The organism is Novosphingobium olei (assembly GCF_012927405.1).
GTDB lineage: Bacteria > Pseudomonadota > Alphaproteobacteria > Sphingomonadales > Sphingomonadaceae > Novosphingobium > Novosphingobium olei.
Genome location: NZ_JABBGM010000002.1, coordinates 512838 through 534575, shown reverse-complemented (window position 1 = coordinate 534575; position 21738 = coordinate 512838). Strand labels below are relative to the sequence as shown.

Sequence of the window (21738 nt, the reverse complement as noted above, 5' to 3'; positions counted from 1 at the left end):
GTGAAGCAAGGCGACGTGTGGGTCGGCGGGGCGCGCCGCGCGTGCGGCGCAGGAATCGAGCGGGGGCAGGAGCCGCGTCCGCGCCAAAGGAAAAGCGGCGCGTTCCGCCCGTGGAACGCGCCGCCCCCTTGTTCGGCGATCAGGCGTGCTGGCCCGGACGATGCCCGGCCCCGCGCCCCGCCTGAAGATCAGACGTCGTCGTCCGCGTCCGGACCGGCCATCAGACCTTCGGAGACCTGCTCGGTGCGGCTGCGGATCGCAGCTTCGAGCCGGTCGCAAACTTCCTTGTGTTCGCGCAGGTAGTTTTTCGCGTTTTCACGCCCCTGCCCAATGCGGATGCTGTCGTAGCTGAACCAGGCACCCGACTTTTCGACGAGGCCAGCCTTGACGCCGAGATCGAGGATCTCGCCGATCTTGGAGATGCCTTCGCCGTACATGATGTCGAATTCGACCTGCCGGAACGGCGGGGCGACCTTGTTCTTCACGACCTTCACGCGGGTGGCGTTGCCGGTAATCTCGTCACGATCCTTGATCTGCCCGGTGCGGCGGATGTCGAGACGGACCGAGGCGTAGAACTTGAGCGCGTTGCCGCCCGTCGTCGTCTCGGGATTGCCGTACATCACGCCGATCTTCATGCGCAGCTGGTTGATGAAGATCACCATGCAGCGCGAGCGGCTGATCGAGCCGGTAAGCTTGCGCAAGGACTGCGACATCAGGCGAGCCTGCAGGCCGACGTGGCTGTCGCCCATCTCGCCTTCGATCTCGGCGCGGGGGACGAGCGCGGCGACCGAGTCCACCACCAGCACGTCGATCGCGTTCGACCGCACCAGCGTATCGGTGATCTCGAGCGCCTGTTCGCCGGTGTCGGGCTGCGAGACGATCAGGTTGTCGATATCGACGCCCAGCTTCTTGGCATAGACCGGATCGAGCGCGTGTTCGGCATCGACGAACGCTGCCGTGCCGCCGTTCTTCTGCGCTTCGGCGATCACGTGCAGCGCAAGCGTGGTCTTGCCCGAGCTTTCCGGCCCGTAAACTTCGATCACGCGGCCACGTGGCAGGCCACCGACGCCAAGCGCGATGTCCAGACCGAGCGACCCGGTCGAAATCGCTTCGACCTGCATCGCTTCCTTCTGGCCCAGCCGCATGGCCGAACCCTTGCCGAATGCCCGGTCGATCTGGGCCAGGGCCGCATCGAGCGCCTTCTGACGGTCCATGTCCTTGTCTTTGCCTTCCTGAATGAGCTTGAGCTGCGCCGCCATGGCTTTGCTTCCCCTTGCCTAAAGATGGCTCACACGAACCGTCAACACTGGCTTTGTATGCCTTTTGTTCTCATGGAACAAGAGGGGAACGGAAATTTCCCGCCATTTTCGCGCGATTACCCCCTAAAGCTCTGCGCCAGCGCCGCTTTTTCGGGGCGAGCGCGCCGGAAGGACGTTGGAATCCGGGCGGGCTTTTCCACCGATTCCTTCCAACATGGCGGTATCGGTGTGGCGCCCTGGCGCCCGCAACGATCGCGCGGCGGTCAGTCGCCGCGCAGCACGTCTTCCACCGCCGCCACGATCTGCGCCACGCTGAACGGCTTGGCCAGGAAGTGCATGTTGGGAATGTCGATCTCGCGCCGCAGCTGTTCCTCGGCATAGCCCGACATGAACAGGATCGGCATGTCCGCGCGCAGGCGGCGGATCTCGCGGGCCATCGTCGGGCCGTCCATGCTGGGCATGACGACGTCGGACACGATCATGTCGACATCCTCGCCCGCCGCCATGATCCGCTGCAAGGCCTCGAGCCCTTCCTCGCCATCGGCGGCCGTGGTCACCTCGTAGCCCTGGCGCACCAGCGCGCGTTCGGCCACGGCGCGGACGGTGTCCTCGTCCTCCACCAGCAGGATGCGCCCGCCGCCGCTCCATTCGCTGCGCCGGCCTTCGGGCTTCGGCCTGGCGGCTTCGGCCTGCTCGACCGCGTCGGGCACGTGGACCGGCAGGTAGATGGTAAAGCGCGTGCCCTTGCCCACCTCGCTCGAGGCGAAGATGAACCCGCCCGACTGCTTGACGATGCCGTACACGGTCGAAAGGCCAAGGCCGGTGCCCTTGCCCTTGTCCTTGGTGGTGAAGAACGGCTCGAAGATCTTGCCGATCAGGTTGGGCTTGATGCCGTGGCCGGTGTCCTCGACGATCAGCGCGGTATAGTCGCCGATCGGCAGGATCTCGCTCTTCATCGCGCGCACGTCGCCGGCCGTCACGCGCCGGGTCATCAGCCGCAGCGTGCCGCCGCCCTTGATGTCGGCCATCGCATCGCGCGCGTTCACGGCAAGGTTGAGCAGCACCTGTTCGAGCTGCACCGGGTCTGCCCGAACGAAGCCCAGATCGCGATCGTGGGTCACTTCCAGGCTGATCTTTTCGCCGAGCAGGCGCTTGAGCAGGGTCGAAACCTCGGCCACCACGTCGGGCAGCTGCAGCACTTCGGGGCGCAGCGTCTGCTGGCGCGAAAAGGCGAGCAGCTGGCGGGTGAGCGAGGCGGCGCGGTTCGAATTCGCCTTGATCTGCTGGATGTCGTCGTAATCGCTGTCGCCCGGGGTGTGGCGCATCAGCATGAGATCGCAATAGCCGATGATCGCGGTCAGCACGTTGTTGAAATCGTGCGCCACGCCGCCCGCCAGCTGGCCCACTGCCTGCATCTTGGTCGCCTGCGCGATCTCGCGCTTGAGGCGGGTTTCCTCGGTCGAATCCTTGAGACTGAGCAGCACTGCCCCTTCGCCCAGCCCCCGCACCGCCGCCATGTTGAGCGAGACCGGCTCTTCGGGTGCGGCGCGCAGGCGCACGGCGACGTCGCCCGATGTCGGCGCGCCTTGCGCATAGCGGCGCACCGCATCGGCCAGCGCGCCCTTGTCCTCGCGGATGACGAGGTCGGACGGGTACGGCGGCGGCAAATTGGGGTCCTCGTGCCCGGCGGCGCGCAGGAAGGCGCGGTTGGCGAAGAGGAAGCGGCCGTCGCGATCGGTCATGGCAAGGCCCAGCGGCAGCCGCGCCAGCAGCGCTTCCACCTGCGGCAGCCCGGCGCGCGGATCGCCGATGCCGCCCTGATCGTCGAGCAGCAGGAACAGCGACGGCACCGCGGTCGGATCGATCGCGTCCGAGATGTCGGGATCGGCAACGGGCACGTGGACGAAGCGCACCGGCGCGCCCTTGGCGCCTTCGCGCGCATAGTAGATGCGTTCGTGCTCGTCCGAGCAGAACCACGAGACGAAGTCGGTGCCGACAAGGTCCGCCGTCTCGCGGCCCGAAGCGCGCGCGGCAAAGGCGCCGTTGGCGGCCAGCACCTGCCCGTCGGGCGCGACCAGCGCGCATTGCAGCGCTTCGCGGCTCAGCGCGCGGCCGAGCTTGCCGGCGACATGCGCGGCCATCTCGGTCACCGGATCGTCGTCGCTCGCCGGCACGAAGCGCCAGACCAGGTGGTTCTCGCCCCGGCCCGCGCGCCGCACGTCGAGCGACAGCCCTCCGAGCGACCCGGGGATCAGCGCCACCCGTGCCGCGCCATCGCGCCACGCCGTGCGCGCCGCATTGTCGATGCCTTCGCGGGCCGGTGCATCGAGCTGCAGGCTCGGCGGCGCGACGCTTGCATCGAACCATTCCATATAGCGCGTGCTGGCGCAGACCAGCCGGCCGGCGCGGTCGGTGATCGCCACCGCCTCATCGTCACGGTCGATCGCGGTGAAGGTGACCGACCAGTCGGGCGCGGCAAAATCGGGCACTTCGGCTTCGGGCCGCAGCCGCAGCACGGCGAGCACCAGCGCGCCGACCAGCACGATCCCCGAAAGAAAGGCGATGGCGGCCACCGCCTCGCCCGAAACCCACCACAACAGGCCGGCGCTTGCCAGGATGCCGAGCGCGATCGCGGCAAAGTCCTTCCACGGCAGACGCCTGCCGTCGGGTTCGGCCGAGAGCAACGCCCCCTCGCTGCGATACGTCGTCGTCACCCCTGCCCCGCTTTCAATCCTGCTCACGCGGGCCATACCCCCTCTGGCCCGGCGGTCACTCCGGAAAGTCCCTTGCCTGCGCCCGCATCAGCCGGGTGCGCCGCTTGTGCGCGGTCCACCACCGCCAGCCGATCGCCGTGACGACATAGCCGAGCGCGGCGCTGGCCAGCGAGATCACGCCAAGGCCGATCACCAGCGACGGCGCGGCATCGGTGCCCAACCAGGCGAGCCATTCGCCCAAGCCTGCCCCTTTGGACACGAGCGTGGTGATCGTCGAGAGATCGGCGTGGAAGCCGAAGCGGTTGCCCACCCAGATCGCGCCGGGAAGGAACACGAACAGCGTCGTCGGCGGAATCGAGATGAACGTCATCAGCGCCGCGATCGGGATGTTGCCACGAAACGGCAGGCACATCAGCGCCGCGCCCACGATCTGCACGCCCGGGATCATCGCGAAGATGCCGATGAACAGGCCGACCGCCACCCCCCGCGGCACCGAACGGCGGGTGAACCGCCACAGTTCGTGCCGCGCGGCGAGCGGGCGCGCCAGGGGCATGCGCTCCATCTGTTCGCGCGTGGGCATGTTGGCCCGGGCCCAGTTGGCGATTCTCGTCTGCATCTCGTCCCGCAAGGTTAGCGGCGTGTCACCGTCCCGTCACGGAACGATTGCGCCTCTATCGATCCGCCGTGGCTACCCGCGCGGAGCTTACGCCGAAGTGAAGCGCGGGGTGGAAGGCCAACTTATTCCTTGCCGTGTTCGCGCATGATGCGCGCCTTGTCGCGCTTCCAGTCGCGTTCCTTGATCGTGGCGCGCTTGTCGGCTGCGTTCTTGCCCTTGGCGAGCGCCAGCTCCACCTTGGCCCGGCCGCGACCGTTGAAATAGATCGACAGCGGCACCAGCGTCATGCCCTTGCGTTCCACCGCGCCGTGGAACTTGTCGATCTCGCGCTCCTTCAGCAGCAGCTTGCGCGGCCGCCGGGGCACGTGGTTGAAGCGGTTGCCGTGGCTGAATTCGGGCACGTTGGAATTGACCAGCCAGACTTCGCCGCCCTTCACCTCGGCATAGGATTCGGCGATCGAGCCTTCGCCGAAGCGCAAGGACTTCACCTCGGTGCCGGTCAGCACGATGCCCGCCTCGTAGACGTCCTCGATATAGTATTCGAACCGCGCGCGACGGTTCTCGGCGACGATCTTCTTCTTGTCGAAGGCTGCGGGGGTGGGGCGTGCCATGGTCGCCGCCATGTAGGGTGTGCCCCGGCAAAAGGGAAGCGGGGCGCCCGCAATGACTTGCGCACTCCAGCCCCGCCCGCATGACCGAAGTTTCAGGAAACCGCCCTTGCGCTTTTACGTTGCAGTGCACAAACCGTTTCCCGACATCGCTCACCCCTTGCGAGGCGCTCCCAAATGACTGGCCAAGTCGACAGCGAATCCTGCGCGCTGGTCCTTCAGGGCGGCGGCGCGCTCGGCGCCTACCAGGCGGGCGTGTTCGAGGCGCTGATGGAAAGCCGCCACATGCCCGGCTGGGTCGCGGGCATCTCGATCGGCGCGGTCAATGCGGCGCTCATCGCGGGCAACCCACCGGACAAGCGCATCGCGGCCTTGCGCGCGTTCTGGGACAAGGCGTCGAGCCGGGTGCCCTTCCCCTCGCCCTTTGCCGATGGCTGGGGGCGGCGGCTGTTCAACGAAGCGTCGGCCGCCACCATCGCGCTCACCGGCATTCCCGGCTTCTTCACCCCGCGGCTGTGCGCGCCCTGGCTCGAACAGCCCGGCTCGCCGCAGGCGATCAGCCTGTACGATACCGCCCCCTTGCGCGCCACGCTGGAAGAGCTGGTGGATTTCGACCTGCTCAACGATGGCCCTGTCCGCTTCAGCGTGGGCGCGGTCAACGTGCTGACGGGCAACTTCGTCTATTTCGACAACCGCGACCGGCGCATCGGGCCCGAACACATCATGGCGAGCGGTGCGCTGCCGCCCGGTTTTCCGCCGGTGATGATCGATGGCGAACCCTATTGGGACGGCGGCATCGTGTCGAACACACCGCTGCAGCAGGTGCTGGACCAGCGCGGCACCGACCCGCTGCTGGTGTTCCAGGTCGATCTGTTCAGCGCGCGCGGGATGATGCCGCGCAGCCTGGCGGAAGCGACGCAGCGCGAAAAGGACATCCGCTATTCCAGCCGCACCCGCATGAATACCGACATGAACAAGCGGATCGAAGCGCTTGAAGCAGCAGCACAAAGGCTGTTCGCCAAATTGCCACCGGAATTTGCCGACGATCCCGATCTCGCCCTGCTCAAGGCCTACCGGTCGCAGGGGCCGGTCACCATCCTGCACCTGATCAATCGGGGCGAGGACTACGAGAGCCAGGGCAAGGACTACGAATTTTCGCGCATGACAGTCGAAGGGCACTGGCAGGCGGGGCGCGAAGACGTGCTCCGCTCGTTCGCCAGCCCGCGCTGGAAGAAACGCGAACGCCCCACGCGCGGCATCGTCACGCTCGATCTCGCCTGACCACCCTAACCGGGGAATCCCCCTCAAGAACCGGAGCCATCACCATGAATCTTAACAACAAGGTCTGCATCGTCACCGGCGCCGCCAGCGGCATCGGGCTTGCCATCGCCAAGCGCTATGCCGCCGCCGGGGGCAAGGTCGCCATCGCCGACTTGAAGCTCGATGCGGCGCAGGCCGCGGCCGATGCGATCAACGCCGACCATGCCGATGCCGCGCTTGCCGTGGCGATGGACGTCACCAGCGAAGACCAGGTCAACGCCGGCGTGGCGCAAGTCGTGGCCAAGTGGGGCACGGTCGACGTGCTGGTGTCGAACGCCGGCATCCAGATCGTCAACCCGGTCGAAGCCTTCGCCTATGCCGACTGGAAGAAGATGCTGGCGATCCACCTCGATGGCGCCTTCCTCACCAGCAAGGCGGTGCTGCCGCACATGTACAAGCAGGGCTCGGGCGCGGTGATCTTCATGGGCTCGGTTCATTCGAAGGAAGCCAGCCCGCTCAAAAGCGCCTACGTCACCGCCAAGCATGGGTTGCTCGGCCTGTCGCGGGTGATCGCCAAGGAAGGCGGCGCCAAGGGCGTGCGCTCGAACGTGATCTGCCCCGGCTTCGTGCGCACCCCGCTGGTCGACAAGCAGATCCCCGAACAGGCGAAGGAACTGGGCATCAGCGAAGACGAAGTGGTCAAGAAGGTCATGCTCGGCCAGACGGTCGACGGCGAATTCACCACGGTCGAGGACATTGCCGAACTCGCCCTGTTCTTCGCCGCCTTCCCGTCGAACGCGCTGACCGGCCAGTCGCTCACCGCCAGCCACGGCTGGTCGATGAGCTGATCCAGGGGGCCTCGACGCCCCCCGCAATCACGCATCTGCCCCTTCTCGCGGGCGGCCACCCGGCCGCCCGTCCAGCCCTGCGCATCCGAATCACGGCGCAGTCCATCGCCGCGCGCGCAATCGATCTTCGTCGCCGCCCCCCCTGCTGCGCGACTGCTCGTTTCCATTGCCAGCGCCAGCGGGCCACGTGGATGCATGGAACTGCATGAAAACAGAAGACAAAGCCGAACGGCAAAAATACGTTGCGGATTGTTGCTTAAATAATTTCCCACCCGTAAATTGGTGCCGATAAAAATCGCGAAAATATCGGCGGGCGATAAGAAACAATTTGCCGCCTTTACCGCCTGTCAAGGAGGGTTTGGTGAAGCGCTACGGGGTCGCAACGCGAATCAGGACCGAACTATACAGACGGTTTATTAGTATAGTACGATGGTACTATAATCATTTCTGGGGAACGCACATCGGCGAAGGCACCCGGATTTCCCTCACCGCCAAGATCGACAAGACCTTTCCGGACGGGATCCGCATCGGGAAGTATTCGGCGGTCACCTTCCGCACGTCGATCATGACGCACGATTTCGTCAACAACGTGCACCTGCCCACCACCATCGGCGACTACTGCTTTATCGGCGCGCACGCGGTGATCATGCCGGGGTGACGATCGGCGATCACTGCATCATCGGCGCGGGCTCAGTCGTGCTGCGCGATGTGCCGGCCCATTCGCTGGCCTTCGGCAACCCCGCGCGCGTGATTGAACGCAACATCCAGACCGGGCTCTACGGCGCGCGCATCCGCGATGGCGCGCCCGCCGAAACGGCACCGGCCGCACAGTCAGCCGCAGACCAGGCCGATACCATGCCAGCACATGCCTGAAGGGGGACAAGGGCGTGACCACAGACACCGTAGCCGACCAGATCCGCGTGACGTTCAACGCATTGTGGAGCGAAGATCACGACGAGCCGCCACCGCCGCTCTCCGATGAAACGGTGCTGCTCGAGACGGGCTTCGATTCGATGGCCTTCGCGGTGCTGATCGCGCAGCTCGACGACGACCTCGGCGTCGATCCGTTCGCGATCGATCCCGATGCCGAACCGCCGATCACCTTTGCCGAATTCGTCGGGTTCTACACCCGCCTGCTCGAAGCGGACCAGCCGGCGATCCCGCTCGCCGCCGCCGAACCGCGCGAAGACCTGACCGCGCCAGCCTTCGTCGATGGCTAGCCTGGGCCTGCGGTTCAGGGCGCGCGCCCTGCCGCCCGGCCAGGTGGTGATCGATACCGGCGGCGCCCGCGTCACCGCTGGCGAGCTGGCCGATCTCGCCGCATCCGCCCCGCCCGGATGCGGGCCGCAGGACATCGTCACGCTGGCCCCGGCGCATGTCGGCGATCTGGCCCGGCTCGTCGCCCTGCTCGATGGCAAGGTCGCGGCGCTGCGCTTCCTGCCCGCCGACCTCGCCGCGCAAGCCACCCATGCGCTGGCCGCCCCGCCCGCCCTCGTCTACCCGTACGAAGGCGCGGCCGTCGCCACGCGCTGGGACCTTGCAACCTCGGGCTCGACCGGGGCGCCGAAGTTCTTCGCCCACGCCTTCGCCAGCTTGGCCCGCAGCGTGCCAACACCGCGCGATCGGGCCCCGTCCGATCCGGCGCAGCGCGGGAGCGCGCCCGTCTGGGGCATGCTTTACGATCCGTGCCGCTTTGCCGGGCTGCAGGTGCTGCTCCACGCCCTGCTCGGGGGAAGCCGGCTCGTCGCCCCCGCCGCCGATCTGCCCTTCGCCCAGCGCATCGCCGCGCTGGCCGCAGGCGGGGTCACCCATCTGTCAGCCACGCCATCGCTTTGGCGCCGCGTGCTGATGGCCCCGGCGGCGCGCGATCTTGCCCTGCGGCAGGTCACGCTGGGCGGGGAAACGGCCGACCAGCCGCTGCTCGACCGGCTCGCCCGCCAGTTCCCCGCCGCGCGCATTTCGCACCACTATGCCTCGACCGAGGCCGGCACCGGCTTTTCAGTGCACGATGGCATCGCCGGTTTCCCGCAGGAATGGCTCGACCGGGCGCCGCACGCGCTCGCGCTGCGCATCCGCGACGACATGCTGTGGATCCGCCCCGATCCGCAGACCCTGCGTGCCGGGCGGGAGGCGCTGTTCGACGCCGACGGCTTCCTCTGCACGCAGGACCGCGTCGAGCTGGCGCAGGGGCGCGTGCGCTTTCTCGGCCGCGCGGGCAACGTCATCAACGTCGGCGGGGCGAAGGTCCATCCCGAACGCGTCGAAGCCGTGCTCAAGCAGCATCCCGCCGTGCTCGATTGCCAGGTCGTGCCCCGCCCCAGCGCGATGCTCGGCGCGCTGATCGCGGCAAGGGTCGTGCTCGATCCCGGCGATGCCGCGAACGGCGCGCCCCCGGCCGACACCATCGCCGCGCTCAAGCGCTGGTGCCGCGAACACCTGCCCCGCGAAGCACGCCCCGCCACGATCGAGATCGCGCCCGAACTCGCGCTCACCCGCGCGGGCAAGGTGGCGCGGGTTCCGGCGTGAGCACGGTCGTCGTCACCGGCGCCTCGCGCGGGGTCGGGCTCGCGCTCGCCGCCCGCCTGCTCGATCGGGGCCATGCCGTCGTCGCCGCCAACCGGCGCTGGAGCGACGCGCTGGCAGAGCTTGGCGAGCGCCATCCCGGCAAGCTGGCGTTCGAACCGCTCGATCTGGGCGATCTGGCGCAAGTCGCCGAAGTCGGCCGCCGCATCGTCAAGACGCACAAGGACATCTACGCGCTCGTCAACAACGGCGCCGCCAGCAGCGACCGGCTGTTCGCGCTCACTCCTCCGGGCGAGATCGAAAGCCTCGTCACCACCAACCTCACCGGGCCGATCCTGCTGACGCGGCAATTGCTGCAACCGATGCTGGTGCGCCGCCGCGGCCGCATCATCATGACCTCGTCGGTCAACGCGCGCACCGGCTACAGCGGCCTGTCGGTCTATGGCGCGACCAAGGCGGGGCTCGAAGGCTTCACCCGCTCGCTTTCGCGCGAAGTGGGCAAGCGCGGAATCACGGTGAACTGCGTTGCCCCGGGCTACATGGCGACCGAGATGACCCGCACGCTCGATGGCGAACGGCTCGCCTCGGTCCTGCGCCGCGCCCCGCTTGGCCCGGCCGAACCCGAGGATGTGGCCGGCGCCATGCTCTACCTGCTCTCGGAAGAGGCGGCGCGCGTCACCGGCACGGTGTTGACCGTCGACGGCGGCAGCACCGCCTAGAATCTCACCTCAGGCCAGCCGCGCCTCAGATAAGGCCCGCGTGCTCCAGCGCGGCGTCCACCGCCTTGCGCGCGCCTTCGCTGCACGGCACCAGCGGCAGGCGCAGGTCTTCGGTCAGCCAGTCGTGCACGCGGGTCAGCGCGTACTTCACCGGGCCCGGCGAAGCGTCCTCGAACATCGCGTAGTGCAGCGGGTAGAGCTTGTCGTTCAGCTCGCGCGCGCGGACCAGGTCGTTGTCGGCGCAGGCCTGCTGGAACTCGGCGCAAAGCTTGGGCGCCACGTTCGCCGTCACTGAAATGCAGCCCACCGCGCCCGCGGCATTGGCCGGCAGGGCCAGCTCGTCGTCGCCCGAAAGCTGGCAGAAGTGCTTGCCGATGCCCATGCGGTGGTCGGTCACGCGCGAAAGGTCGCCGCTCGCATCCTTGATGCCGATGATCCGGTCGGGAAAGCGCTTGGCCAGCTCGCACACCGTTTCGGGCAGGATGTCGGTCACCGTGCGGCCGGGCACGTTGTAGAGCACGATCGGCAGGTCGATGTGTTCGGCCAGATAGCTGAAGTGCGCGATGATCCCTGCCTGGCTGGGGCGGTTGTAGTAGGGCGCCACGCACAGCGCGGCCTGCGCGCCGCACTTCTTGGAAAAGGTCATGTGCAGCAGCGCGTTCATCGTGTCGTTGCTGCCGCAGCCGGCGATCACCGGCACCCGGCCTGCCGCCTGTTCGACGCAGACCTCGATCACGCGGTGGTGTTCGGCGTTCGACAGGGTCGATGCCTCGCCCGTCGTGCCGCAGGGCACCAGCGCCGACGAACCGTTCTCGATCTGCCAGTCGACCAGCTTGCGGAACGCCTTCTCGTCAAACGCTCCGTCGCGAAAAGGAGTCACCAGGGCCGGAATTGAGCCGGAAAACATGGACTTTCACCTTCAACATGCCGCATGATCGGACAGCGGCGCTGAACAGCGCCGAAAATGAGGACGGGGTATCGTTATTCAGTGCCTGATAAGGACGCGTGGCATAGGATGTCCAGCGTGGACGTGAAAGCTGTCATTCGAAAGCTGCTGCTGGGTGCGGCAGTCCTGCCGGGCCTTGCCGCCTCGGTCGCCTGCCACGCCAGCGAAGGCAGCGGCGATGTCGATGCAAGCGCGTGGGATCGCGCCCGCGCGCAACTCGTGGCGCAGGCGCAGGGGCCGATGGCCCAGGCGATCGAGCGCTGGAAGCTGCTAACCAGTTCCAACCGCTTTTCGTTCAACGATTATGCCGGCTTCGTGCTGTCCTATCCGCGCTTTCCGGAAGAGGAGCGCCTGCGCCGCTATGCCGAAGCCGCGCTCGATCGCGAATTCGCCGATGCCACCACGCTCGTCGCCTTCTTCGATCGCCAGCCGCCGCTGACCAATCCCGGCCGCGCGCAGTACGCGCTCGCGTTGCGCCAACTCGGCCGCCCCGATGCCGCGCAAGTCGCCCGTGCCGCCTGGCGCGGCGGCGCGATGAGCGACATGGCCGAAGCGAACATCCTCGCCGCCTATGGATCGACCTTCACGCAGGAAGATCACGACGCGCGGATGGACGCGCTGCTCTGGGCCGGCGCCACCGCGCAGGCGCAGCGCGAACTGCCGTGGATCTCCCCGGCGCGAAAGGCCATCGACGGCGCGCGCCTCGCTTCGCTGCAGGGGCTCGATCCCTATGCCGTCGCCGCCGGCGTCCAGCCGCAGGCGCTCAATTCCGATCCCGGCTTCCTCTTCCAGCGCGCGCGCCAGCTGCGCAAGTCGGGCCAGGGCAGCGCCGCGCAATCGCTGCTCGCAAACCGCCTGCCGCTCACGCGCAAGCCGCTCGACCGCGAAAAGTGGGTCGAGGAACTGCTCATGAACGCGCGCGGCGCGGCCACCTCGGGCGATGCCCGTTCTGCCGTGCGCATCGCCGCGGCCATCGACGATGCGTTCGATCCGGGCGAGGATGTCAGCCAGACGACTTACGGCCTGCGCGACGATTACACCTCGCTCGAATGGCTCGGCGGCACGCAGGCGCTGTGGAACATGGGCGATGGCAACCAGGCCGCCCCGCTGTTCTACCGCTACGGTGCTGCCGCGCGCACGCCGGGCACCCGGTCCAAGGGGTTCTACTGGGCGGGCCGCGCGCTCACCCAGGCGGGCCGCACGGCAGACGCCAACAAGTACTACGAACTCGCCGCGCAATATGCCGACCAGTTCTACGGCCTCCTCGCGCTCGAACGGCTCGGCCGGGCGGTGCCGCGCTTTGCCCGCGATTCCGATGCGCAGGCCACGGCCGCCGAACGCGCCGCCTTCGCCGCCGCACCGCTGACGCAGGCCGTGCGCGAAGTGGCGCGCGAAGCCGACTGGCGCACCAGCGTGCGCTTCTTCAAGGAAATCGCCGAACAGCAGCAGACCGAAGGCCAGCACATGCTCGTCGCCGAACTGGCGCGCAGCTTGGGCCGGCGCGACCTGGGCGTGATCGTGGGGCAAGCGGCCGGCGCGCGCGGCTATCTCGATTTCCAGCACATCGCCTTCCCGCTCGTCACCGTGCCGGCGGGCTACGAAAGCGGCTGGACCGGCATCCACGCCATCGCCCGTCAGGAAAGCCAGTTCGCCCAGAACGCGCTGAGCCATGCCGGCGCGCGCGGGCTGATGCAGTTGATGCCCGGCACCGCCAACGAACAGGCGGGCAAGCTCGGCCTCGCCTACGATACCACGCTGCTGACGCAGGACCCCAACCTCAACATCCAGCTCGGCAGCGCCTATTTCCAGCGGATGCTCAATTACTTCGGCGGGTCCTGGCCGCTGGCGGTCGCCGCCTACAACGCGGGCGCGGGCAACGTGAACAAGTGGCTGCGCGCCAACGGCGATCCGCGCACCGGCGGCATCGCCTGGGTCGACTGGATCGAACGCATCCCGCTGTCGGAGACCCGCAACTACGTCCAGCGCGTGCTGGAAAACGCCGTGGTCTACGAAGCCATGAACCCCGACAAGGCCAGCTATCGCGGCCCCAACCCGCTCAGCCACTTCCTCGGCAAAAATCAGCCAGGCTGAGTTGACCGGACCCGAAGGGTGGCGGAGGGGTGCGAGCGAGGCGTGGGGCCCAATGAAAAGAGCAGTCCTTCGACAAGCTCAGGACGGACGGGGGTGGGGAGGCAGCGCCTGCCCCCGCCCATAACGTCATCCCAGCGAAGGCTGGGATCGCTGGCCGGCTAGCGCGCCAACCGTTCCGCAAACCGCCAACGATGCCAGCCTACGCTGGCATGACGGCCTTGGAAGCAAGAACCCCCTACCCCCCAAACCGCCTGCCCTGAGCCTGTCGAAGGGCTGCCCTTGTTCTCCAAAGCGCAACAGCCAGACAGCACGCAACACCTCCCCACAGCGCAACCCTCGCGCCGGAAGACGTCCCGGGAGCGCGAGGGGGTGACCCCCTCGCATCTATCCTGCTCTCTGGCCTTCCCCCACCAACCTTGACAGAACGTACCATATAGGTTATACGCCAGCCCACGGACCGGGAGCGGCATGGCCGGCTTGCTCTTCGCTCCTTCGGGCCAATCTCCACGACGGGAAAGGCCCGACGCGACCGGCGCGGGTCGGCGCTGCGGGAGCCGGATCCCTTTCGGGGGATACGGCAGCGAGGGCGTTAAGCCCCAAGTCCCTCAGGGCAACCCAACGCCACTGCAACGGACGGGCGGATGTGGTGCGGTGGTTCAACCGCGTGGCAGCGCTCCCTTGCGAGTCCGGTTCCAGTCCGGTCCGGCCCCTTCATGCGGCCGCAACCAATCCCGGAACTTATCCTCGCGGGACTTATCGCTACGGACCGGGCCGCCTTGCGAGCCGCAGCCCGGGTTTCGAGCCCCCGTCCGAATTCAGGCTGAGCCGATCCGGGATAGCCAACGCCCCGCCGGCCACTCGCCACAGCGTTCCTCTTGCCCTCCACGCGCAAGCGCCACGCATGGCGCCCGCGCCGGTCGCGCAGGTCCGTACACTTCCCAACGGCGTTATCGTCCGGGCTCGCCGCCGGATAGGGGGGCGTGAGTCGAGTGGCCCGCGCGGGCGAGCCCTGCCCTTATTCGGGCAGCATGTCCTGCAGGCGGGTGAGCAGCTTCTGGATGTTCAGCGCGGCGTCCTTGAACATCTCGACATCGCCGCCATCGCCCGAACCGCGGGCTTCCTTGGCCGCTTCGACATAGCCCTCGAGATCCGCTTCGAGCGCGTCGACCAGCATTTCCAGCTCGTCGGCGGTCACGGTCAGGGAAAAGGTGTCGGCCATCGGGATTCGCTTTCGCATCTTGGATAAAGTCCTGTCCGCCCTAGGCGCGGGCCATCCACAGCGCAACAGCGCGCGCCTGCTTTCGCCGTGCAGGACGAACGCCTAAGACCGCGCGCATGAAGGTTGAAGGCAATCCCATCACCCCGGCCGGCCTCGCCGCGCTGCGCGCGCGCTACGATCACCTGCTCAGCACCGAACGCCCGGCCATCGTCGAGATCGTCAGCTGGGCGGCGGGCAATGGCGACCGCAGCGAGAACGGCGACTATCTCTATGGCCGCAAGCGCATGCGCGAGATCGATCGGGAGCTCGCCCACCTCGCCCGGCGGATGAAGGCCGCGCGCGTGGTCGATCCCGCGCGGCAGGAAGACCGCACCCGCGTGCTGTTCGGCGCCACGGTGGAAATCGAAGACGAGGACGACAACCGCCGCACGCTCACGCTCGTCGGCGATGACGAACAGGATGCGAGCGCCGGCCTGATCGGCTGGAGCGCCCCCATCGCCCGCGCCCTGCGCGGCGCGCGCCTTGGCGATCTGCGCGTGGTGCGCCTGCCCGGCGGCGAAAAGGAGTGGGAGATCGTCGGCGTCAGCTATCCGGAGCCGTGATCCCAACGTCGCCCTTCTCTCACACGTTGGGGATCGTGGCGCCCAAGTGCTTTCCGGCGATATAGCCGAAGGTCATGCCCGGTCCCAGCGTGCCACCGGCCCCGCCATAGACATCGCCCAGCACCGCCGCCATGGCGTTGCCCGCGGCATAGAGCCCAGGGATCGGGTTGCCGTTCCAGTCGACCACTTGCGCATCGGCATTGGTTCGCGGGCCACCCGCCGTCCCCAGCGCGCCCGCCTCCATCTTCACCGCGTAGAACGGCCCCCGGTCGATCGCACCCAGCGTGCGGAACGGCGGATCGTAATCCAGATCGCCCCACATGTAGAAGTTGTCGTAGGTGTTGGCGCCGCGCTGGAAATCGTCGTCGCGTCCCTGCGCAACGAAGCCGTTGAAGCGTGCCACCGTCGCCTCGAGACCCGCCGGATCGATTCCCGCCTTCTGCGCCAGTTCGGCCAGGGTATCCGCCTGAAGCATGTAGGACGGCGTCGGCGCTCCCGGCGCGGCGTTGAAGGTGTGGTACTTGTCCCTGTAGCGCTGGTCGATCACCAGCCAGTACGGCAGGTTGGCATAGGCGTGGGTGCCCGCATCGAAGGCATGCAGCGCCTTGCCCAGCGCGTTGTAGTTCGCCGCTTCGTTGACGAAGCGCTGCCCCTTGCGGTTGACCAGGATCGCCCCCGGCCGCGCGCGCTCGTCCGATCCCAGCATGTAGTTGGGCTTCGCGGCGCGATGCTGCGGCTCGAACTCCAGCACGCTCTGCATCCAGAAGGCGTTCTGCATGTTGCCGAGCTGCGCCCCCGCCTCGATCGCCATCAGCAGGCCATCGCCTTCGTTTTCGGGAACGCTGACCGGGCCGGTGAGCGGACCGCGCAGGAAATTCTTCACCAGCGTCTCGTTCCATTCGAACCCGCCGGTGGCGATGACCACGCCGCGCCGGGCGCGCACGCGCACGTCCTTGCCGCTGGCGCCTTCCGCCACGACGCCGATCACGCGGTCGCCATCCTTGACCAGCCGCCGCGCACGCTTTTCGAATTCGACCGGGATGCCACGGTCGAGCACGGCCTTGAACAGCGACCCCGCCAGCGCCTGCCCCAGACCGCGATAATCGCCGCGTTCGCGCTCTTCGAGCGTCGCCGCGTCGAGCGTGCCGCGCGTCGCTTCCATCAGGCTGCCGCGCAAAGGGTAGGCCATCTTGCTGGGGTTGACCCGCCCGGCCCACTTGCCCAGCCGTTCGAAGGCGAAGGCTTCGTTGTCGAGACTGCGCCCGCCATCGGGCTTCGCGCCGGGGGCATAGGGCTGGTAATCGGGGAAATCGGTGAACGAGACCAGCCGCACCGGCGTCCTCTCGGCAAAGTAGCGCAGCATTTCCGGCCCGTTCTGCATGAACGCCCATAACAGGTCGGGATCGAGCGCGCCGGGGGCAAGGCTGTCGAGATAGGCGACAATATCCTCGTCGCTGTCGCCGATCCCGGCTTCGTGCTGGTGGTGATTGTTCGGGATCCACAGCATTCCGCCCGACATCGCCGTGGTGCCGCCGACCATGCCCGACTTTTCGAGGATGACGACATCGCTGGCGCCGTGATCGTAGGCCGAGATGGCAGCGGTCATCGCCGCCCCGCCCGAACCGAGCACGACGACGTCCGCCGTCAGATCCCACGCCACGTCAGCACTGGTCACGCCTTGCGCCATCATCCGTCTCCCTTGCGGCATCCCGCCTGTCGGGGAGCCTCAGCTTGCATCGGCCGTATACAACACGCGTTGCACACAGGGTCCTCGACCTTTGGCTAGGTGGCTTGGCCAGCCTCCCACTTGTGGCTACGAGGTGGCGATGCCTGCACCGGTCGACCATGACGAGAAGCGCCGGGAAATCGCGGCGATCGCGGCGGACCTGATCGCCGAACGCGGGCTGGAGGCGGCAACCATCCGGCACATCGCGGCGCGCGCCGGATTCAGCACAACGGTGGTGACCCACTACTTCGCCAACAAGCGCGCGCTGCTGCGCGCCGCCTATCGCCATGCGGCCGAGAGCACGCAGCACCGCTTCGACGCGCTGGCCGGCAGCGAGCTGTCCGATCCGCTGGCCCGGCTCGAAATCCTGCTGCCGATCGACGAGGACGGGCGACGGGCCTGGCGGGTCTATTTCCAGTTCTGGCCGATGGCCGATCATGACCCGGAACTGGCCGAGGAGCAGCGCTGGTGGAGCGCGAACGCGGTCGGCCTTGCCCGCGAAGCGCTGAAGATTGCCTACCCGCACGTGGACGATATCGACCGCAGGGCGACCATGGCGGTCAGCGCCCTGCAGGGCATCGCCATCCAGTCGCTGTTCGATCCCGACAACTGGCCAGCCGAACGCCAGCGCGAATTCTGGCGCGCCAACGCCCGGCTGATCATGGGCGACAGCGCCATTCGCTGACCGTGCCCGCAAGGCAAGCCGAGCGGTTGGTCGCAAGTCGCTTTGCCGCCGTCCAGCCGCCTGATACATCTCGACAAATAACGGATCGGGTACGGGTTCGGGGAGCATCAATGAAAACGGGATCATGCGCCATCGTCGCGTTTGCGGCGCTTATTCTTCCGGTTGCGGCACACGCCGACAATCCCAACGATCCTGCCATGCGCAGCAAGGCCGCGCGGGCGCGCGACAGTGCGATCATCCGCCAGTTGAACCTGAACGAGGCGGCGCGCGTGAAGCAGCGCGATGCGCAATATGCGCAAGGCTGGCGCGCCTGGCGCGAGGCGCAGGACGGCCAGGGCCGGGACACGCGCGCGGACTATGCCGAACAGGACAGCCGCTATCGCGCCGACCAGGCCGATTACGAAGAACGCCGGGCGCAATACGAGCAGGACATGGGCGACTGGCGCCGCGCCGTGGCCGCCTGCCGCGCGGGCGACTGGTCGGCCTGCGACTAATCGCGTGATCGCCGATGGCCTCACACGGATGGCCTGACACGGATGGCGTGACGCCACCGGCCGCGCTATCACGCGAGGCATGACCACATCGCGCTTCTACATCATGCGCCACGGCGAAACCGTCTATAACGCCGCGCGCCGCCTGCAATCGAACCACATCCATACGCCGCTGACCCGGCTCGGCTGCGAACAGGCGACGCAGATGGGCCAGGCGCTGCGCCGGGAACTGGGCGAGCGGCCGCGCGTGGTGCTCCACGTTTCGGAGACCGGCCGGGCGCTGCAGACGGCGGCGCTGATCGCCGAGGAGCTGGGCATCGACTGGTTCGCCGCCAGCCGCACGGCGGACCTGAAAGAGATCGACATGGGATCGTGGTGCGAACGGTCCTACGACGATGTCGAGGCCGAGCATGGGCCCATCGTCATCGCCGACCACCTGCTGCGCCCTGCCCCGGACGGCGAGGATTACCCCGCGATCGCCGCGCGGCTGGAGAGCTGGATCGAGCGCACCGGCGATGACGGGCAGGATCATATCGTGGTGATGCACGGCATCTCCAGCCGGGTGCTGCGCGGAATCATGGCCGGATACCCAGCCCATCCCGATCACGGCGTGCCGATCGCGCCTTCGCTGGTGCAAGGCTCGATCGCGCTGATCAAGGATGGCGCGGAATGCGTGCTCCATGGCGCCGAGCGCGGGACCGAGCACGCCTGATGGCCGAGATCGTCAACCTTCGCGCCGTCCGCAAGGCAAAGCAGCGCGCGGGCGCGCAGGCGGAGGCGGCGGCCAACCGGGCCAAGTTCGGCCGCACCGCCGGGCAGAAGGCGCTCGAGGACGCCGAAGCGGCGCGCGCTGCGGCCAGGCTCGCAGGCCTGCGGCGCGAGCGGGATCCCGACTGAGCGATGCGCACGACCTATGGCGAGGCGACGGTGCGCCTCTATCACCTGGGTGACGGAGCCGAAGGCGGATCGGCCGAAACGCTGTTCTACGGCCCGCTGGACCAGGCGATGGCGATTGCCGCCGCGCAGAGCGAGGTGGTGCAGGACGGCCTGTTCCTTGCCACCGACAACGACGTCGTCGCCAATCTGGACCTGCTCGAAGGGTGAAGCGGGCGCTGCTGGCCGTGCCGCTGGCCATTACGGCCGTCGCGGCCGCCCCTGTTGCGGAGGCGCGCGATTCGCTGGGCGTGTGGAACGATTGGGCGGCCTTCCGCGATCCGGGCGTGCCGCGCTGCTACGTCATCGCAATGCCGCGCCCGGCACCGGGGCGGAAGCGCGATTTCCAGCCGTACCTGACCGTCGCCAGCTGGCCGACGCGCGATGTGCGCGGACAGATCCATGTGCGCCTGCCGCGCGTTGCCTCGCCTGCCGCGCGGGTCACGCTGTCGATCGGCGGGCAGTCGTTCGTGCTGTTGGCAGGCGGGGCCAGCGCCTGGGCCGAAGACCGGCGCGCCGATGCGGCGATCGTGGCGGCGATGCGGTCTTCCACGGACCTGACCGTGACCTTGCGCGAACCCGGCCGGGTGACGCGCGAGACATGGCGGCTTGCCGGATTGCCCAGCGCGCTCGACGCCGCAACACTCGCCTGCGCGCGGCGCTGACAGCAAAGCGGGCCGAGGTTGCCCCCGGCCCGCCGCTTTGGTCTTCGGATCGATCAGGTGATCAGAAGCGCACGCCAACGCTGGCAACGACCTGGTGACGATCGGTGTCGATGTTGAAGCGGCTGCTGTCCGGCGTGTTGCCGTTGAAGTCGAATTCCGCCTTCTGGTAGTTCGAGTAGCGGTATTCGATACGGCCGAAACCGTGATCGCCGAGCTTCTGCTCGATACCGGCGCCTGCGCGCCAGCCGTCGGTGTCCAGGCGCTGGTTGCTGACCAGGCCGCCGCCGTTGCCTTCCAGCGCAAAGCGGGCGTTGGTGTAGCCACCCTTCACGTAGAGCAGGGTCTTGGGCGACATGGCGAAGCCCAGACGGGCACCGACGTAGAGGTCACGTTCGGCCTTCACGCGGCCCAGGTTGAACGTGTTGGGAACGCCGTTGTTGTTGTCCCAGCGGGCCGAGCTGGTGGTCGCTTCGCCTTCTGCGCCGAGCGTCAGGCGATCGCCCAGCGGCACGTCGAAGCCGATGCCGCCACCGAACACGATGCCGTCCAGCGACTGCTTCACGTTGGCGGCGTTGTCGATGTCCTTGGTGCTGCCCGAACGCAGGTGATCCCAGCCGATCGTGGTGTTGACGCTGAGGCCGCTGAAGTTCTTCGACGGCGACACCGTTTCGTCACTGGCGTCCTGCGCAAAGGCCGGAGCGGCCAGAGCAATGGTGGATACGGCGACAAGCGCGGCAACGATCTTCTTCATAAATGAAACTCCCTTTTTCGTGTCTGCCAGTAACCGGAAGGTTGCGACCCAGCCGGCAGTCCACTGACGAATGACTTCACGGCCATTCGGTTTCCTGAATCGAATACAACAAATGACAGTGTTATTTCTGCAACACTATTTAGTTGGTTGCATAACAAGGGCGGGCCGGATCGCTCCAGCCCGCCCCGTCATTCGAGAACGGTCAAACCGTCAGGCGGCGATCCGTTCCCGGATCAGAAGCGCACGCCCGCACCGACCATGACCTGGTGCCGATCGGTATCGATGTTGAAGCGGCTGCTGTCCGGCGTATCGCCGTTGAAGTCGAATTCGCCCTTCGAGTAGTTCGAGTAACGATATTCGGCCTTCACATAGGCGTTGGTGCCGACCTTCTGTTCGACACCGGCGCCAACGCGCCAGCCGTCGGTATCGAGGCGCTGACGCAGGTTGGTGCTGCCGTCGGTGCCTTCGAGGTTATAGCGCGCGTTGGTGTAGCCACCCTTCAGGTAGACCAGCGTCGAGGGCGAGACCGCATAGCCCGCGCGAGCGCCGAAGTAGAGGTCACGCCCGGCCTTTACGCGGCCGAGGTTGAAGGTGTTGGGCACGCCATTGTTGTTGTCCCACTTGGCGCTGCTGTCGGTGACTTCGGCTTCGGCACCCAGGGTAAAGTTGCTGCCGGCGGCCACGTCGTAGCCGGCACCGATGCCGTAGACGACGCCATCGATCGACTGCTTGATGTTGCGGGTGTTGTCGATGTCGACGCTGCTGCCCGAACGATTGTGGTCGTAACCGACCAGGCCTTCGACCCGAAGACCCTGGAAATTCTGCGCGGGCGTGGCATCCTGCGCGAACGCCGGGACCGAGATCGCTGCCGCACCGACGGCAAGGATGGCGCTGATCTTCTTCATAAAAAACTCCGTTCTGTAACCCCTGCCAGCAAGCAAACGCATCGGCTGGCATTGGTCCTTCGAACGGATGAGACAGATCGCCGGTTTCATGAACCTAACACAACAAGGCTATGTGGCAAAACCGCCACAGTGGCAGGGCGAGTTTGCGAAAGCGGGCGCACTTCCCTATATGCGCGC

Annotated in this window: 24 protein-coding genes; 15 read left to right on the top strand and 9 right to left on the bottom strand. The window is 67.3% G+C overall.

The features are described 5' to 3' along the window. Window positions 1-188 precede the first annotated feature (188 nt). The 4 genes from recA to smpB form a co-directional block, all read right to left on the bottom strand. Window positions 189-1259: a recombinase RecA gene (gene recA, locus HHL27_RS06595; protein ID WP_169492573.1), complete on the bottom strand. Its 1071-nt coding sequence runs from the start codon at window positions 1257-1259 to the stop codon at window positions 189-191. A gap of 263 nt (window positions 1260-1522) precedes the next feature. Next, window positions 1523-3991, bottom strand: coding sequence for an ATP-binding protein (locus tag HHL27_RS06590; protein ID WP_420874032.1), 2469 nt, complete (start codon window positions 3989-3991; stop codon window positions 1523-1525). Between the two features lie 37 nt (window positions 3992-4028). Further along, window positions 4029-4589, bottom strand: coding sequence for a DUF2062 domain-containing protein (locus tag HHL27_RS06585; protein ID WP_169492571.1), 561 nt, complete (start codon window positions 4587-4589; stop codon window positions 4029-4031). 122 nt (window positions 4590-4711) lie between these two features. Continuing rightward, complete coding sequence (smpB, locus tag HHL27_RS06580; protein WP_169492570.1) at window positions 4712-5200, bottom strand: SsrA-binding protein SmpB; 489 nt, start codon at window positions 5198-5200, stop codon at window positions 4712-4714. 174 nt (window positions 5201-5374) lie between these two features. Between smpB and HHL27_RS06575 the strand changes: the two genes are divergently transcribed. The 7 genes from HHL27_RS06575 to HHL27_RS06550 all read left to right on the top strand — a co-directional run bounded on the left by HHL27_RS06575 (window position 5375) and on the right by HHL27_RS06550 (window position 10547). Continuing rightward, window positions 5375-6478, top strand: coding sequence for a patatin-like phospholipase family protein (locus HHL27_RS06575; protein ID WP_169492569.1), 1104 nt, complete (start codon window positions 5375-5377; stop codon window positions 6476-6478). A gap of 44 nt (window positions 6479-6522) precedes the next feature. Beyond that, on the top strand, window positions 6523-7305 hold the full coding sequence (locus HHL27_RS06570) for a 3-hydroxybutyrate dehydrogenase (RefSeq protein WP_169492568.1): 783 nt from the start codon (window positions 6523-6525) through the stop codon (window positions 7303-7305). 361 nt (window positions 7306-7666) lie between these two features. Continuing rightward, entirely contained in the window at window positions 7667-7963 is a 297-nt protein-coding gene (locus tag HHL27_RS22375) for an acyltransferase (protein ID WP_240959430.1), read from the top strand. Further along, the gene (locus HHL27_RS22680; protein ID WP_338114839.1) at window positions 7960-8178 is read left to right on the top strand and encodes a hypothetical protein; all 219 of its coding nucleotides are present in this window, start codon (window positions 7960-7962) and stop codon (window positions 8176-8178) included. Before HHL27_RS22375 ends, HHL27_RS22680 begins: the two co-directional genes overlap by 4 nt. Before the next feature lie 14 nt (window positions 8179-8192). Then, window positions 8193-8525: an acyl carrier protein gene (locus HHL27_RS22190; RefSeq protein WP_206069409.1), complete on the top strand. Its 333-nt coding sequence runs from the start codon at window positions 8193-8195 to the stop codon at window positions 8523-8525. Then, complete coding sequence (locus tag HHL27_RS06555; RefSeq protein WP_169492567.1) at window positions 8518-9831, top strand: ANL family adenylate-forming protein; 1314 nt, start codon at window positions 8518-8520, stop codon at window positions 9829-9831. The genes HHL27_RS22190 and HHL27_RS06555 overlap by 8 nt, the downstream gene beginning before the upstream one ends. Beyond that, complete coding sequence (locus HHL27_RS06550) at window positions 9828-10547, top strand: SDR family oxidoreductase (RefSeq protein WP_169492566.1); 720 nt, start codon at window positions 9828-9830, stop codon at window positions 10545-10547. The genes HHL27_RS06555 and HHL27_RS06550 overlap by 4 nt, the downstream gene beginning before the upstream one ends. A 25-nt stretch (window positions 10548-10572) precedes the next feature. Here HHL27_RS06550 and dapA read toward each other — a convergent pair whose 3' ends face one another. Continuing rightward, window positions 10573-11454 carry a 4-hydroxy-tetrahydrodipicolinate synthase gene (gene dapA, locus HHL27_RS06545; protein WP_169492565.1) on the bottom strand — a complete coding sequence of 294 codons (882 nt, stop codon included), beginning with the start codon at window positions 11452-11454 and terminating at the stop codon, window positions 10573-10575. Window positions 11455-11562: 108 nt separating this feature from the next. Between dapA and HHL27_RS06540 the strand changes: the two genes are divergently transcribed. After that, the gene (locus tag HHL27_RS06540; RefSeq protein ID WP_169492564.1) at window positions 11563-13584 is read left to right on the top strand and encodes a lytic transglycosylase domain-containing protein; all 2022 of its coding nucleotides are present in this window, start codon (window positions 11563-11565) and stop codon (window positions 13582-13584) included. A 1015-nt stretch (window positions 13585-14599) separates the two neighbouring features. On the opposite strand, the gene HHL27_RS06535 is transcribed toward HHL27_RS06540, so the two are convergent. Further along, a complete protein-coding gene (locus tag HHL27_RS06535) occupies window positions 14600-14821 on the bottom strand; it encodes a hypothetical protein (RefSeq protein WP_240959427.1) in 222 nt (73 codons plus the stop codon). A gap of 98 nt (window positions 14822-14919) precedes the next feature. Here HHL27_RS06535 and greB point away from each other — a divergent pair, with 98 nt between their 5' ends. Continuing rightward, complete coding sequence (gene greB, locus HHL27_RS06530) at window positions 14920-15405, top strand: transcription elongation factor GreB (RefSeq protein ID WP_169492562.1); 486 nt, start codon at window positions 14920-14922, stop codon at window positions 15403-15405. A 19-nt stretch (window positions 15406-15424) separates the two neighbouring features. Here greB and HHL27_RS06525 read toward each other — a convergent pair whose 3' ends face one another. After that, entirely contained in the window at window positions 15425-17080 is a 1656-nt protein-coding gene (locus HHL27_RS06525; protein ID WP_338114838.1) for an FAD-dependent oxidoreductase, read from the bottom strand. A gap of 151 nt (window positions 17081-17231) precedes the next feature. Here HHL27_RS06525 and HHL27_RS06520 point away from each other — a divergent pair, with 151 nt between their 5' ends. The 6 genes from HHL27_RS06520 to HHL27_RS06495 all read left to right on the top strand — a co-directional run bounded on the left by HHL27_RS06520 (window position 17232) and on the right by HHL27_RS06495 (window position 19905). Further along, on the top strand, window positions 17232-17816 hold the full coding sequence (locus tag HHL27_RS06520) for a TetR/AcrR family transcriptional regulator (RefSeq protein ID WP_169492560.1): 585 nt from the start codon (window positions 17232-17234) through the stop codon (window positions 17814-17816). A gap of 110 nt (window positions 17817-17926) precedes the next feature. Next, window positions 17927-18310, top strand: a complete 384-nt coding sequence (locus HHL27_RS06515; protein ID WP_169492559.1) for a hypothetical protein — start codon at window positions 17927-17929, stop codon at window positions 18308-18310. Between the two features lie 79 nt (window positions 18311-18389). After that, window positions 18390-19019 (top strand): histidine phosphatase family protein, encoded by a 630-nt coding sequence (locus HHL27_RS06510; RefSeq protein ID WP_169492558.1) that lies wholly within the window; start codon window positions 18390-18392, stop codon window positions 19017-19019. Beyond that, window positions 19019-19204 (top strand): DUF4169 family protein, encoded by a 186-nt coding sequence (locus tag HHL27_RS06505; RefSeq protein WP_169492557.1) that lies wholly within the window; start codon window positions 19019-19021, stop codon window positions 19202-19204. The genes HHL27_RS06510 and HHL27_RS06505 overlap by 1 nt, the downstream gene beginning before the upstream one ends. A 3-nt stretch (window positions 19205-19207) precedes the next feature. Beyond that, entirely contained in the window at window positions 19208-19411 is a 204-nt protein-coding gene (locus tag HHL27_RS06500) for a hypothetical protein (protein ID WP_169492556.1), read from the top strand. Then, a complete protein-coding gene (locus HHL27_RS06495) occupies window positions 19408-19905 on the top strand; it encodes a hypothetical protein (RefSeq protein WP_169492555.1) in 498 nt (165 codons plus the stop codon). The genes HHL27_RS06500 and HHL27_RS06495 overlap by 4 nt, the downstream gene beginning before the upstream one ends. A gap of 61 nt (window positions 19906-19966) precedes the next feature. On the opposite strand, the gene HHL27_RS06490 is transcribed toward HHL27_RS06495, so the two are convergent. Together HHL27_RS06490 and HHL27_RS06485 are read right to left on the bottom strand one after the other, a co-directional pair. Continuing rightward, entirely contained in the window at window positions 19967-20656 is a 690-nt protein-coding gene (locus HHL27_RS06490) for a porin family protein (protein WP_169492554.1), read from the bottom strand. A gap of 233 nt (window positions 20657-20889) precedes the next feature. Then, window positions 20890-21561 carry an outer membrane protein gene (locus tag HHL27_RS06485; protein ID WP_169492553.1) on the bottom strand — a complete coding sequence of 224 codons (672 nt, stop codon included), beginning with the start codon at window positions 21559-21561 and terminating at the stop codon, window positions 20890-20892. Between the last annotated feature and the right edge of the window lie 177 nt (window positions 21562-21738).